The organism is Clostridium sp. AF19-22AC (assembly GCF_003479085.1).
GTDB lineage: Bacteria > Bacillota > Clostridia > Lachnospirales > Lachnospiraceae > Faecalicatena_A > Faecalicatena_A orotica.
In genome coordinates this window covers 34,876-49,070 of record NZ_QUGN01000012.1, presented here as the reverse complement: position 1 = coordinate 49,070, position 14,195 = coordinate 34,876, and the positions used below count along the sequence as shown (strand labels likewise).

The 14,195-nt window shown below is 45.7% G+C and carries 9 protein-coding genes; 7 read left to right on the top strand and 2 right to left on the bottom strand.

All coding sequences use genetic code 11. The features are described from left to right. The first annotated feature begins 12 nt into the window (after positions 1-12). The 5 genes from DWX43_RS14565 to DWX43_RS14545 all read left to right on the top strand — a co-directional run bounded on the left by DWX43_RS14565 (position 13) and on the right by DWX43_RS14545 (position 9,608). A complete protein-coding gene (locus DWX43_RS14565) occupies positions 13-3,597 on the top strand; it encodes a response regulator (RefSeq protein WP_118620795.1) in 3,585 nt (1,194 codons plus the stop codon). Between the two features lie 3 nt (positions 3,598-3,600). Further along, a complete protein-coding gene (locus DWX43_RS14560) occupies positions 3,601-3,966 on the top strand; it encodes an Hpt domain-containing protein (RefSeq protein WP_118620794.1) in 366 nt (121 codons plus the stop codon). A 2-nt stretch (positions 3,967-3,968) separates the two neighbouring features. Further along, a complete protein-coding gene (locus DWX43_RS14555; RefSeq protein WP_330582258.1) occupies positions 3,969-7,856 on the top strand; it encodes a PAS domain-containing protein in 3,888 nt (1,295 codons plus the stop codon). A gap of 44 nt (positions 7,857-7,900) precedes the next feature. Further along, positions 7,901-9,031 (top strand): glycosyl hydrolase family 18 protein, encoded by a 1,131-nt coding sequence (locus DWX43_RS14550; RefSeq protein ID WP_182440709.1) that lies wholly within the window; start codon positions 7,901-7,903, stop codon positions 9,029-9,031. An 88-nt stretch (positions 9,032-9,119) separates the two neighbouring features. Continuing rightward, positions 9,120-9,608, top strand: a complete 489-nt coding sequence (locus DWX43_RS14545; protein WP_109732140.1) for a superoxide dismutase family protein — start codon at positions 9,120-9,122, stop codon at positions 9,606-9,608. Positions 9,609-9,634: 26 nt separating this feature from the next. On the opposite strand, the gene DWX43_RS14540 is transcribed toward DWX43_RS14545, so the two are convergent. Beyond that, positions 9,635-10,774: a GGDEF domain-containing protein gene (locus tag DWX43_RS14540; RefSeq protein WP_118620793.1), complete on the bottom strand. Its 1,140-nt coding sequence runs from the start codon at positions 10,772-10,774 to the stop codon at positions 9,635-9,637. Between the two features lie 135 nt (positions 10,775-10,909). On the opposite strand from DWX43_RS14540, the gene DWX43_RS14535 reads away from it, so the two are divergent. Together DWX43_RS14535 and cobK are read left to right on the top strand one after the other, a co-directional pair. Beyond that, positions 10,910-12,058, top strand: a complete 1,149-nt coding sequence (locus DWX43_RS14535; protein ID WP_118620792.1) for a cobalamin biosynthesis protein — start codon at positions 10,910-10,912, stop codon at positions 12,056-12,058. A gap of 27 nt (positions 12,059-12,085) precedes the next feature. After that, positions 12,086-12,913 carry a precorrin-6A reductase gene (gene cobK / locus DWX43_RS14530; protein ID WP_118620791.1) on the top strand — a complete coding sequence of 276 codons (828 nt, stop codon included), beginning with the start codon at positions 12,086-12,088 and terminating at the stop codon, positions 12,911-12,913. A gap of 28 nt (positions 12,914-12,941) precedes the next feature. Here cobK and DWX43_RS14525 read toward each other — a convergent pair whose 3' ends face one another. Further along, positions 12,942-14,192 carry a PocR ligand-binding domain-containing protein gene (locus DWX43_RS14525; RefSeq protein WP_243099319.1) on the bottom strand — a complete coding sequence of 417 codons (1,251 nt, stop codon included), beginning with the start codon at positions 14,190-14,192 and terminating at the stop codon, positions 12,942-12,944. Between the last annotated feature and the right edge of the window lie 3 nt (positions 14,193-14,195).

The window sequence follows — 14,195 nt, the reverse complement described above, 5'->3', positions numbered from 1 at the left end:
AGAGGATTCAGAATGATAAAACAAAGTGATGCACAGCAGACGATATACGCATTCTGCGAAGCATGGTTTCAGGAGAGGAGTCTGGAAAAAACAGTTTCTTTTCTGGCAGAAAATATGAAATTTACTGGTACTGGTTTTCACGAGTCCGCAGATGGGATCGGGGAGATGCAGGAATATCTGAAACGAGATATCTGTGAAATCCCGGAGCCATTCCAGATGGAACTGAATGTTCTGTATGAACAGCCCCTGACCGAGGAGATACACACTCTTGCAGCAGAGTTAGTGTTAAAAAATTCATTATACAAATGGCATCTTCGGCCTTTCTTTATCTTAAAGAAGTGTGGACAAAAGTGGTTTATACTTAACATGCAGATAGCGGAACCGAGCAGCAGTCAGAGGGGAGATGAACATTATCCGCAGACACTGGTCATGGAAAATGTTATGAAACAGCGTCAGGAGCTGCTTGATGCTTCTTTGGCAGGCGGTATGATGGGCGGATATATAGAACCAGAATTTCCTTTTTATTTTATTAACCGGCGTATGCTGGACTATCTGGGGTATGAGAACGAGGAAGAATTTGTCACGGACATAGATGGTATGATCAGTAACTGCATGCACCCGGAGGACAGAAACAGGGTGGATGAAGAAGTCGGGGACCAGATCAGACTAAAAGGTGAATACAGCGTAGAATACCGGATGAAACGAAAAGACGGTACTTATATCTGGGTACATGATAACGGACTTCGCACAGCAGATGAGAATGGCAGACAGGCAATTACGTCTGTATGTATAGATATTACTGCACAAAAGAGAGCACAGAATGAAGTACTGCACATTTATAATAACATACCGGGAGCGGTCTTCAGGTGCCGTTTTGATGAAGATTTTTCTGTAATTGATGCAAATGACGGATTGTTTGATTTTCTGGGCTATACAAGAGAAGAGTTTGCGGCTATGGGAAACAGGATGTCCGCTGTTATATATCCGGATGATCTGGAGATCATGGCGGATAAGCTCAGGTCCCAGCTTGAACATGGAAACACAATCCAGAATGAGAACAGGCTGGTCTGTAAAGACGGCTCTGTAAGGTGGATATCAATCAAGGCACAGCTTCTGGATGAAGAGGACGGGGATGAATATTTTTACTGTGTTTTTGTTGATGTGACGGACACAAAGCAGCTTCAGGACCGGATTAGGGAAGTGTATGAAAAGGAACTTCATTATTTTGCGGCATTATCCTCGGCAGGTGACAGTATCCAGGGGCGCATCAATGTGACAAAAGACCGGGTGGAAAGTTATCTCAGTAACTCTGATTCGGCAGTTACAACTGTAGGTGCAACCTATCGGGAAACGTTTGACCGCTTTGCGGCATCAGCCGTGGAAGAAACTGCAGCGTATACAATTCTGACCGAGATGGACAGGGATAAAGTGATATCAGACTATGCCGAGGGGAAAGTAGACTATCATTTCGAGTTTTTAAGAAAACGGAATGACGGAAGTGTGTTCTCGAGCAGTACGAATATGCGTTCATACCAGAATCCTGAGACAGGTGACCTTATTATTTTCTTCTATACATTTGATATTACCGAACAGAAACTGCAGGAACAGCTGTTGAATAAAATTACAAAACTGGATTATGACATTATCGCAGAAGTTGATATATTCCACGGTACACACAGGCTGATTTCTTTTGATGAAAAGGAGAATACAATTCCCCTCACGGGAAATTTCCAGGATGAAATTAGAAAAATTGCCGATGCTTATATGCCTGAGAGTGCGAAAGACGAAGCTCTTAAGAAACTCTCTTTTGAGTATATGAGGGAACAGCTTGCAGAGAAGGAATGCTACTCTTTTATCAGCGAGGTAAAAGACAGGCACGGCCGACTCCGCGTAAAACGTTTTCAGATATTTTATATTGACAGGGAGCTTGGAAAGGTCTGCCTTGCCCAGACGGATGTCACGGATGTTGTACATAAAGAGCAGAAACAGAAAGATGAACTTGCGGCTGCGCTGGTTGCAGCAGAACAGGCCAATGCAGCTAAATCCGATTTCCTTTCCAGAATGAGCCATGAGATCAGGACGCCTATGAATGCGATTATCGGTATGAGTACAATTGCGGTCCAGTCTCTCGGGGATGATGAACAGGTGGCTGACTGTATTTCCAAGATCGGGATATCTTCCCGTTTCCTGCTGTCACTGATCAATGATATTCTGGATATGAGCAGGATTGAAAGCGGAAAGATGCTGTTAAAGAATGAAAAGATACCGACAGAGGATTTTTTAAACGGAATTAATTCAATCTGTTATGCACAGGCCGCCAGCAAAGGCGTAGAATACGAATGTATTGTCGATCCGGTGCTGGATGATTATTATATCGGGGATGCCATGAAGCTCCAGCAGGTGCTGATTAATATTCTGAGCAACGCGATCAAATTCACTGATGAAGGTGGAAAAGTTACCTTTTCAGCAGCTCAGCGGAGAAGGGCAAAGAATGATGCTGTACTCAGGTTTATTGTAAATGACACAGGCGTCGGCATGAGTGAAGATTTTCTGCCGCATATTTTTGAGCCGTTTTCACAGGAATCGACGGGGACGACAGCTTTGTATGGCGGCACAGGGCTAGGGCTGGCAATTTCAAAGAACATCGTTGATATGATGGACGGAAGGATTACGGTCAGATCCATCAAAGGAATTGGAACAGAATTCACTGTAGATGTAAAGCTCGGGATTACTGAGGAAGAAAAACAGAGGCATAACCAGAAGAAACCACAGTTTAATTTTTCACATTTAAAGACACTGGTCGTGGATGATGATGTAGCAGTCTGCGAAAGCGCTGTTGTAACACTGGAAGAGATGGGGATCAAAGCCGAGTGGGTGGACAGCGGACGTAAGGCAATAGAAAAAGTGCTCATGCTTCATAAAGAAGACCGGTATTTTGATATGATACTGATCGACTGGAAGATGCCGGAAATGGATGGTATTGAGACGGCAAGGCGGATTCGGGGTATCGTGGGACCGGACGTGACGATCATTATCATGACGGCCTATGACTGGATATCTATTGAGCATGAGGCAAAGATGGCGGGCGTGAATCTGCTTATGAGCAAGCCGATGTTTAAATCTTCGCTCGTATCTGCGTTTACAAGGGCGCTTGGGAAGAAAGAAGAACTCAAACGGCAGGCAGTAGAGGTTGATTATGATTTTACAGGCAGACGTGTCCTGCTTGTGGAAGACAACATGATCAATACAGAGGTGGCAGTTATGCTGCTGGAAGGAAAAAATTTCAAGGTAGAAACTGCGGAAAACGGTCTGCGGGCGATGGAATTATTCAGTAAATCAGAAGAAGGCTACTACGACGTTATTCTGATGGACATCCGGATGCCTATTATGGACGGACTGACGGCTGCGGCGAATATCAGGCATCTGAGTAACCGGGATGCGGAAACGATACCGATCATAGCCATGACGGCCAATGCATTTGATGATGATATTGAGAAGAGTAAGGCAGCTGGTATGAATGCCCATCTTGCCAAACCGATTGAGCCAAACCGGCTTTACCAGATTTTATATGATTTTATATGCGGAAAGGAGGTCTGAGAAATGTCAGGATTTCGGGAAATATTTGAGGAATACGGCGGAGATTACCAGACAACTATGGCCAGATTTATGTTTAAAGAAGATATGTATCTCCGGTTTTTAGACATGCTTTTCCAAGACGAGAATTTGCAGAAGCTGGGAGAGGCACTCGAGGCAGAAGACTTGCAGGCTGCTTTTGAGGCCGCGCACACCATGAAGGGTGTTGTAGGCAACATGGGGCTGGAACCGCTGTTTTTAGCTGTATGCAGGATCGTGGAGCCGCTGCGTTTGAAAGAGGCGCGGATGGACTACAAGGAGATGTATCAGGAGATTCAGAAGGAGTTTGTAAGGGTGGATGGTTTGAAGGAGAGACTGAAAAAGGGGGAATAGGTGTGATACAGAGAGAATCTCTCTTTCCGGGAGAGATGGAAGATATCATCAACGCAATCCCCGGTGGTGTTGCCATCTATAAAGTTTCAGATATTTTTGAAACCGTGTATTTCTCAGACGGAGTGCCGGAACTGAGCGGATATACGGTCGCGGAATATCATGAACTGGTCAAGGGTGATGCCGCGGATATGACCTATTGGGAAGATACGGATATGGTAGTATCGAAGGCGAGGGAAGTTATAAGAACACATGCCGTTGCTGAATTTGAATTTCGTAAGCAGCACAGGGACGGCCATATTGTCTGGGTGCGTGTTCAGGTGAAGTGGATCGGGGAGGAAGATGGCTGCCCGCTTCTTCATTGTGTATTTCATAATATCTCGGATTTCAAAGAAGCGCAGCTGGAGATGGAACACCTGATCAATTCCATTCCCGGTGGAATCGCCAGCTACAAGGTGGAAAATGAGCGGTTCATTCCTGTCTTTTTTTCAGATGGGGTGATGGCACTTTCCGGCCATACGAGAGAAGAGTATAATGAAATGACCAGGGATGATGCCCTTGACATCATTTATGAGCCGGACAGAGAACGTGTTTTTAATGCTGCAAAAGCAGCACTTGTAAGTGGTGAGGTACTGGATGTTTCCTACCGCATGTTCCACAGAAATGGGAGCCTGGTCTGGATACATCTAAATGGACGCCGGATGGGGCCGCTGTCTGAATCCAGCAGATTCTATGCGGTGTTTACAGGAATGTCATCTGAAACCCGCCTTTTTCAGAGTATCGTAAATGATACATCAGACAGTATTTATATTATTGGCAAGAAAAATTATGACCTTCTTTATGTCAATATACGCGAAGAAGGTCCGGGTAAGGGACAGAATTATATAGGACAGAAGTGTTACAAGGCCCTGTATGGAAAAGACAGCCCGTGTGAATTCTGTACTCTTAAGACACATGGGGCGGATGGTAAAGAACATGAAATGAAAGTGACAGGAACGGAACGTTCTTACAGTACCCGCTTCCGTGAGACGGACTGGAATGGAATCCCGGCTTATCTGAAGTATGTTAAAGATATTACAGAAGAAGTGAAAAATAGAAAAGAGAGAGAACGTCTCGAACAATATTTCCAGACAGTTGTAAAGAACCTCCCTGGAGGTATATCTGTTATGCGCTGCAAAAAGGATGGCGGTCTGGTTACGGAGTTTTTGTCAGACGGCTTTATCGATATGACAGAAATGAGTTCAGAAGAAGCATGGGAATTGTACAAGTATGATGCCCTTGCGGGGGTTCATCCGGATGATTTGGAGATGCTGGAAAGGACAATTGATGGTTATATAACCGGCGGGGACGGAAAATGTGAAGCGGTTTACCGTTTGAGAAAAGGAAGTTCAGATTATGTCTGGGTAAAAAGTACGTTTTCCCTGATTCGGAATGAGGGCGGTGAAAGCAGATTTTATGCAGTTTACCATGATATGACAAAGGAGCTCATAGAACAGGAGAAAATCCGTGCCCAATACAGGGAACAGATCCTGCAGCATTACCGCACCCCGGACCCGGATGCGCTTGTCATCGGCCACTGTAATATCACTCAGAATCTCATACTGGAGATTATTGACAGTACAGATTCCGATCTGCTTAAGAACTTTGGTGTTAACAGAACGTCGTTTTTCACAGGGGTTTCAACCCTTGTTGTTGATGAGCGGGAGAGGCAGCAGTTTTTAGACATGTATTTAAATGAACCGGCTCTTGAGGCATATGGGAAAGGTGATACAGAATTGATCCTTAAGTGTTTTATCCGGCTGCCTAAAGAAGAGACAGGCCGCTATGCCCAGTTCAAGGTTAACCTTCTGGAGACACCTGATACCGGAGATATAACAGGAATTCTGACAGTTACGGATATTACGGAGCAGACAATATCTGACAGGATTCTTCACAAGCTTTCAGTAACGAGCTATGATTTTGTGATAGACCTGAACTTAATTACGGATACATATACGGTGCTGGCCCGCAACGAGAATGTGGATTGTATGCCGGAACATCTTGGAAGCCACAGGAAACGGCTTGAGTATATGTATCGGGAGGTAGTAGTGCCGAAGAACAGGGAAGTATATAAAAAGGGACTGGAACCAGAGGAGATGTGCCGCCGTCTGGAAAAAGAAGGCTCTTATACGTTTGTATTTTCCGTAATAAATGAGTCCGGTGATATCCGGACAAAGAATATCACGGTATCCGCAGTAGACCTGCGGATCGGCAGAATCTGTCTGGTTCGTACGGATGTGACGGATTCCGTGCGTGAGCAGCAGGGGATGCTGAATATGCTGGCTTATACATTTGAACTGGCGGGATTTATTGATGTCATCAGCAAATGTCTGACGCTATATACCAGGCAGACTGTCCTCGAGAACCTGCCCCCATACGTGATAGAGCATTATGATGACGCTATTGCTGATTTTGCTGCCAACTACGGAACAGAAGAGAATCAGAAAGAGGCACAGGAAGAATTCAGGCTGAGTTCCATGATTGAGGGATTAGAAGAGAAACCTTCAGGATATGATTTTGTGTTTCCTTATCAGTCAGAAGGGGAACTCAGGTATAAGCAGATCAATGTCCTGTGGGGAGATGAAAACCACAGCACAGTATGTGTGGTTCGGGCCGATGTGACTGACATGCTGACATCGGAACGAGAATCTAAAGAGGCGCTTAAGAAAGCACTTGCCCTTGCAGAAGAGGCGAATCACGCAAAGAGCGAATTCTTATCGGCCATGAGCCATGATATACGAACACCAATGAATGCAATTATGGGAATGACGGCGCTTGCAACTGCACATATAGATGACAGCAGCCGGGTGGCGGACTGCCTGAATAAGATATCAACTTCATCCAAGCACCTGCTGAGTCTGATCAATGATGTTCTGGATATGAGCAAGATCGAACGCTCGCAGATTACGTTGGGGAGAATGCGCATTACCATGCAGGAAATGCTGGGGCAGCTTACAGCCATCATTGCGCCTCAGGCAAAGGCATCGGGTATCCGTTTTCTGGTCAGCAGTGATCATATCGTGCATGAGCAGTTTTATGGAGATCCTCTGCGTATGAACCAGATACTTCTGAATATTTTGAGTAACGCGGTTAAGTTTACCCCGGAAGGTGGGAAGGTAGAGTTTCTGACGGAGGAGATTCCGTCGGATGCTGAAGATGAGAAGGTTCGTTTCCGGTTTACAGTCAGTGATTCTGGTATAGGTATGTCGGAAGAATTCATGAAACACCTTTTTGAACCATTCACCCGCAGCAGTAATGCCGCACAGGTCGAAGGAACCGGTCTGGGCTTAAGTATAACAAAAGGGCTTATTGACCTGATGGGCGGCAGCATTTCTGTAGAAAGTCATATTCATAAAGGAACTATATTCAAAATAGAATTAGAATGCGAATGTCTGGATGAGACTGTGGAGTCAAAGGAAAAATGTGATGCATGTATGACAGACGAGGAGATTGAAAGTCTGTTTGCAGGACGGCGTTTCCTGATTGCAGAGGACAATGCAATTAACGCAGAAATTTTGGTTGAACTGCTTGCGATGCATGGGGCGAAATCGGTAGTGGCAACAAACGGGGCACAGGCAGTCGGGCTTTTCAAGGCAGGGAAACCGGGTACATACGATGCAGTCCTGATGGACATACAGATGCCTGAGATGAATGGATATGAGGCCACGAGGTCGATTCGTGAGATGAAGAGAGAAGATGCTCTGAATATCCCGATCATTGCAATGACTGCGAATGCATTTGCAGAAGATATTCAGGCATCTGTAGATGCAGGAATGGATGCACATGTTGCAAAACCGATTGATATAGAGGTGCTCAGGGCTACACTGACCAGAGTGCTTGGGGATGCGTCATGAAAATCTAATATCATAAAGCAGGAATCACCCTCATATATTACTATATGGGGGTGATTTATATTATATATGTAGTGAAAAGCGGAGATACTTTATATTCTGTTTCTGAGGAGACAGGGGTGCCTATGTGGAAAATCGCCTTTGACAATCAACTGGTGAACCAGGAACAACTGGTTGTGGGGCAGGCGCTTCTGATTTTGCAGCCGGAAGAGTCGGGGAGTATGAGGGGGGATATGTATGTCACGGGATATGCATATCCTTTTGTTGAGCCATATATACTGGAGCAGGCATTTCCTGCTTTAAATGAACTGTTGATTTTTTCTTATGGTTTTACATTTGAGGGGGAACTTGTACCGCCTATGCAGGATGAACTCTGGATGATCGAGGCCGCCTGGGAGGAAGGAATTGAACCCCTGCTTGTGCTGACCCCGTTTTCAAACGGGGCCTTTAATAACCAGCTTGTAAAGGTTCTTGTTGAAAATTTAGAGATCCAGCAGCGGGTCATCGATAACCTGCTTCGTACTGTTGAGGAGCGCGGTTACTCCGGAGTAGATATTGATTTTGAATATGTCCTTCCGGAAAACAGGATAGATTATGCGGAATTCGTCGGCAGGGTCCGGGAAGTTATGAATGCAAATGGATATACAGTATCTGTGGCACTGGCTCCGAAGACATCTGCGGACCAGCCGGGGCTTTTGTATGAGGGGATGGACTACGCGCTGCTGGGGGCAAATGCAGATCATGTATTTTTGATGACTTATGAATGGGGGTATACATACGGGCCGCCCATGGCAGTCGCTCCGCTGAATAAGGTGCGTGAAGTCGTGGAATATGCGTTGACGGAGATTCCTAGGGAAAAGATTCTAATGGGAATTCCCAATTATGCCTATGACTGGACACTTCCATATGAAAGGGGAATCACCAAAGCACGGCTGATCGGAAATGTGGAGGCCGTCAGGATTGCGGCGGAGAACGGGGTATCCATACAATTCTCGGATATCGCACAGAGTCCGTATTTTACCTATATGCGGGACGGCTTTTCCCACGAGGTCTGGTTTGAGGACGTCCGGAGTATTCAGGCGAAGTTAAACCTGGCAAGGGAATATGAATTACTGGGGGTTGGGTACTGGAATCTGATGCGGCCGTTTCGGGCGAACTGGCTTCTATTGGAAAAATAAGCAGAGTAACTATCCATACATAATCTTTCTAAAAAGAGACACATCCCCCACCCCTTCTACATATACTATGCAGAAGGAGGGTAATGTTATGGTCGAAAAATTAAACGGAATGCCAGAGGCATATGCAGAAGTAAAAGGTTCAGATCAGTATCCGGAAATACATGGCATGGTATACTTTTTTGATGTATACGGCGGGACAATCGTGATGGCAGAGATATACGGGCTGCCAGATGAAGAGAGCCAGGAGACAGGGGAGTTTTTCGCATTCCATATTCACGAGGGGAAGGACTGCCGGGGAGATGGCAAAGAAGCGTTCCCGGATGCAGGAAAACATTATAATCCAGAACATAAAGAACATCCGGAGCATGCAGGGGACCTCCCGCCGCTTTTATCCACCTACGGTGCGGCGTGGAATGCTGTCTACACGGGGAGGTTCCATCCGGATGATGTGACCGGGAGGACTGTGATTATACACAAAGACCCGGATGACTTCCATACCCAGCCATCAGGAAACAGCGGTGAGATGATTGCATGTGGTGAGATCAGGGAATGGGCGCTGCAGGAGATGGAAAAGTAATAACAAATAAAAAATCCGGAAAGCCATCACAGGATTTCCGGGTTTTTTATTTGTTCTGTTTTAGAATATGTCCGTAATACATAGCGGTTCTTTCCGGAAGCCTTTGCATCATAGAGAGCCTGGTCAGTAAGTTTAAAAAGTGTATCAAAATTTGTAACCTGCTTCTTAAGGCAGACAGCACCGATACTGCAGGAGGTTTTTACCAGAGGATTTCCTGACAGGCTCTTGACCAGATCGGTCTGAAAGGTAGTGAATGTTTTTTTCAAAGTATCCTCAGAATCATAAAAGTCTTTAATCAGTACCATAAATTCATCGCCTCCGACCCGCCCAATGATGTCGGTCGGACGAAATGAGGACAAGAGCAGCCTTCCAGTCTCTGCCAGAAGTTTGTCGCCACAGGAATGTCCGGCAAGGTCATTCACTTCTTTGAAATTATCCAGATCCATGAAAAGCAGGACACATGTACGGGGGATTCCGACATCCAGATAACTCCGTATTGCATCTTCACAGGTTTTTTTATTGAGGATGCCTGTCAGAGAATCCAGCATACTGAGCCGCTTATACCGGGAACGGATATCATGGTCCTCGGAGCGCAGTTTCAGGATGACCTGGGCGACAGCCAGCGCGAACAGAAAACCAACGATGGAATTGAAAATGTCATTTTCAGCCATTGACTGTATCTTGACTGCCTTAACGGAAACAATAAAAACGATCTCGGCCCACAGCATAAGAAAAAAGATATGGCTGAACGGCAGGATAAAAAGTGCAGGCAGTGCAACATATATTACCGGCATAAAAGTAGCCGGTGCGCTGGGATAAGGGAAAACATCAATCAGGATAACAAAAACAAAAACTACGACGACATACAGCTGGCATAATCCGGTAATAGTACGGCTGCTTTTTAAATACGACTTCATAAGCAGGCTGGATAAAATAAAAAACAACAGGGCAGCCGGGAGAAATAATAAATGCTGCAGTGTAATTGTCCAGCCCTTTACGATAAAAGGCGTGAGTATATAAAAGAACAGCAGCAGAACAACATTGATCATACTTGATATTCTCAGCAGTCCAAGGTTCTTTTCTGCGATTTCTAATTCTGCATCTTTGAAATATTCTTTTTCCAACCTGAGCATATTCTTTACATTAGTCATAAAACGCTGCCACACTTAAATATTCCCCCTCGTGGATTTGTGATTTGTCATACAAAAATAAATATAAAATTATTATACCGTTTTTTTCCTGTTAGTACAACTGTTACCGTATTACTGTTTACAGGCTGCCTGTGAACAGCAGCATTTTCGGTGATTTTGAAAATTTCCATCGGTACATCAGTCAGGTATCTTGACTTTCACCGCGTGATTACTTACAATACAGCCATGAAGAAAATAGAGATGATGATCATTAGTTTTACAAAGTCAGGCAGTATATTGAATGCAGAATTAAAGCGAAGATTCACAGAAAACGGAATGGAATGCACAGGCTTCAGTGTCAGAAGGTTTGCCGGGGGAGAGGACGGCATACAGGCGCTGCCGGAGGATGTGAATGCCTGGATAGGGGCAAAGTGGGGAAAAGCAGCGTTTCTTTTTATTGGAGCCTCTGGGATTGCAGTCCGTTATATCGCTCCCTGGGTGAAAGACAAGTTTACCGATTCACCGGTTATTGTGATGGATGAGAAGGGCTCGTTCGTAATCCCACTTTTATCTGGACATGTCGGCGGTGCGGTGGAGATTGCGAAAATGGTATCTGTATGGACAGGTGCCGTGCCTGTTATCACAACGGCAACAGATGTACAGGAAAAGTTCGCCATAGATGTATTTGCCGAAAAAAACGGGATGCAGATTGAAGACAGGAGGCTGGCAAAAGAAATTTCGGCAGAGATTCTGGAGGGCGGGAAAGTCGGCTTTTACAGTGCGCTGCCAGTTTCAGGGAAAGTGCCTGCTGAATTAAGCGTATGTACGTCACCGGGGGAACTGGAAAGGTTTCCTTTCGGTGTGGCTGTGACAGACCGGAATGAAAAGATCCTGCCGCATAGGGGGAATATCCTCACACTGCATACAGGGGCTGGAATGATTGTGGGTCTGGGCTGCCGCAGGGGGACGAAGCGGGAGCAGTTGGAGGCAGGGCTTCAGGCTGTCCTGAAAGAGAACCGCATTCTGCCAGAACAGATAGAAGGTTTTGCAAGTATTGACCTCAAGTGTGATGAAGCCGGGATTCTGGAGCTTGCAGATGCATGGGGAGTCCCTTTCAGGACCTTTTCGGCGGAAGAATTAAAACAGATCGAAACAGTCAGCAGCCATTCTGCATTTGTGGAGCAGACAACCGGCGTGGACAATGTCTGTGAGCGGGCCGCAATTCTGCACTGCAGGGATGGGGAACTGATACAGCCGAAAATCTGTTCAGAGGGTTCCACATTTGCACTTGTTAGAAAAAAAAGAAACCTTTCTTTTTAAACTGAGAGGCGAAAAGAGGATAAAATCATGGAGGAAACAAAACAGCATTTAGGGATCAGCCCGGAGACAGCAGAAATCAGGATACTTCTATTTTCTGGGACAACGGAGGGACGTCAGCTCGCAGAGTCACTGCGGGAACTTCCGGTTTATGTCTATGTCAGTACGGCTACGGAATATGGCCGTGAATGTACCGGCACCGGAGATAACATAGAGACAGCGGCCGGACGGATGGATGAGGTTGCCATCCGCCATTTTCTGGATGTACATAAGATTGATCTGGCGGTTGATGCAACACACCCCTTTGCAAGGGTGGTGACGGAGAATATACAAAACGCCTGTAAAGCAAACCGGACGGAATATATACGGTGTCTAAGGGAGAAACAGGACATAGAGGCATTAGAAACAGACCATGTTATATTCAAAAAATCCGTTTCAGACGCCGTGGAATATTTAAAAGGGAAAGAGGGGAAGGTTCTGATAGCAACAGGGAGCAAGGAACTGAAGCTGTACACTGAAATTGATGATTATCAGGAGCGGTGTATTGCGCGGGTACTGTCGACCAGAGAGGCTGTAGAAGAAAGTACGGCACTTGGTTTCAAAGGCCGCAGTCTGATTGCCATGCAGGGACCGTTCAGCAAGGAACTAAACATAGCGATGCTCCGCTATACGGGGGCCAGATATTTCGTGACAAAAGAATCTGGGAAAGCAGGCGGTTTTCAGGAAAAGGCGGAAGCGGCAAAAGAAACGGGGGCCCGGCTGGTCGTGGTTACCCGTCCTGAAGAGTGTGGTACAAGCCCTGCTGAAACATTGCTTTATATCAGGCAGAAAATTAGAAAAAAGGGCATGTCCTGCTGATGCGGGCATGCCCTGTGCGATACGTATATTACCGGAACTGCTTGGGTGTCAGCCCGGTATATTTTTTAAATACCTTTGAAAAGTAACTCTGGTCTTCGAATCCGATCGCAACTGCAATATCAATGATAGAGAAGTCTGTATTGGATAGCAGCCTCTTGCTTTCCTCAATCCGGACCATATTCAGATATTCCTTGAATGAGGAACCGGTTGACTGTTTGAACATGGTCGAGAAGTAGGACGGGTGCAGATGTACATGCATGGCAACATCCTCCAGGGTGAGTGGTTCGTTGAAATGCTTGGATATGTAGATCATGGCTTTCTTGATCAACTCACTGTTCTGGGACGGAATATAATTAAAAAGGCTTTCCGTAAATGATTCTACAATCTCCTGCAGCTTATAGCAGAGTGTTTCCATCGTATCGACAAGCTGTATGTTTTTCAGGAAATGATTATTAAGCTTCAGTATGTTGTCCGTCTGGGCACCACCTTCAATCGCAGCACGGGAAAGCAGGGAGCAGAGTTCGATTGCTCTGGCTTTCACGATTTCCAGGCTGTTTCCTTCGGAGAAAAGTACATATCCCAGCAGTTCATTCAGAATGGCATTGGCCTGCTTGACATCACCCAGCTTTACTTTACTGATTAATTCCTTTTCCTTTTCATAGGGATAGGAATTGGTACTGATATTTTCTTCCTTGTAACGCTGGATGGACTCATTAATCCGGGACTGTTGGAAAAGCTTCTGGTTATTTTGCTTCAGTTCTTCCTTACTGTCGTTGATCAGGTTGGCAAACATGTAGTAGAGAAGCCGGCTGATATGATTCACCTTGGCGGGTGTGGCCAGCGGGATGCTGGCAGTCTCATCGTACAGCTCCAGTGCTTCTGTAGTCGGAATATGATACTTCTTTGCAATATCAGATATCAGTATCGAGTCCGCCGGGTCCATTAAAAAGGGCCCTACGAGAATAGAGCCAAGAAACGTTTTCTTGCTGATCAGCGGGAAAACGATATGGTTCAGTTCGGCGTGACAGGCGAATATATAAGGTTCACCAAGTGTTATGGCTTTCTTACTTGCGGAAATATGCATCTTCTCACAAGAGTCGCCGCTGGGAAGATAATCCTGAAAGCAGCGGCAGAAATTTGCCATCTGTCCGCTCTCGGCAATAAACTCTCCATGCTCGTCAATGACCTGGATCGGCAGCTGCATGCAGGCGTAAAAAGTATCAGTCATGGCCTTCAGGGTTTCCTCCGGAACGATAGAGTACAATAAAGGTTTCAACATTAT

Bases quoted from the DNA above. Each gene is read 5' to 3' on its own strand.
- DWX43_RS14565 (WP_118620795.1), top strand. From the start codon at position 13: ATGATAAAACAAAGTGATGCACAGCAGACGATATACGCATTCTGCGAA.
- DWX43_RS14560 (WP_118620794.1), top strand. From the start codon at position 3,601: ATGTCAGGATTTCGGGAAATATTTGAGGAATACGGCGGAGATTACCAG.
- DWX43_RS14550 (WP_182440709.1), top strand. From the start codon at position 7,901: ATGGGGGTGATTTATATTATATATGTAGTGAAAAGCGGAGATACTTTA.
- DWX43_RS14545 (WP_109732140.1), top strand. From the start codon at position 9,120: ATGGTCGAAAAATTAAACGGAATGCCAGAGGCATATGCAGAAGTAAAA.
- cobK (WP_118620791.1), top strand. From the start codon at position 12,086: ATGGAGGAAACAAAACAGCATTTAGGGATCAGCCCGGAGACAGCAGAA.
- DWX43_RS14525 (WP_243099319.1), bottom strand. From the start codon at position 14,192: ATGTTGAAACCTTTATTGTACTCTATCGTTCCGGAGGAAACCCTGAAG.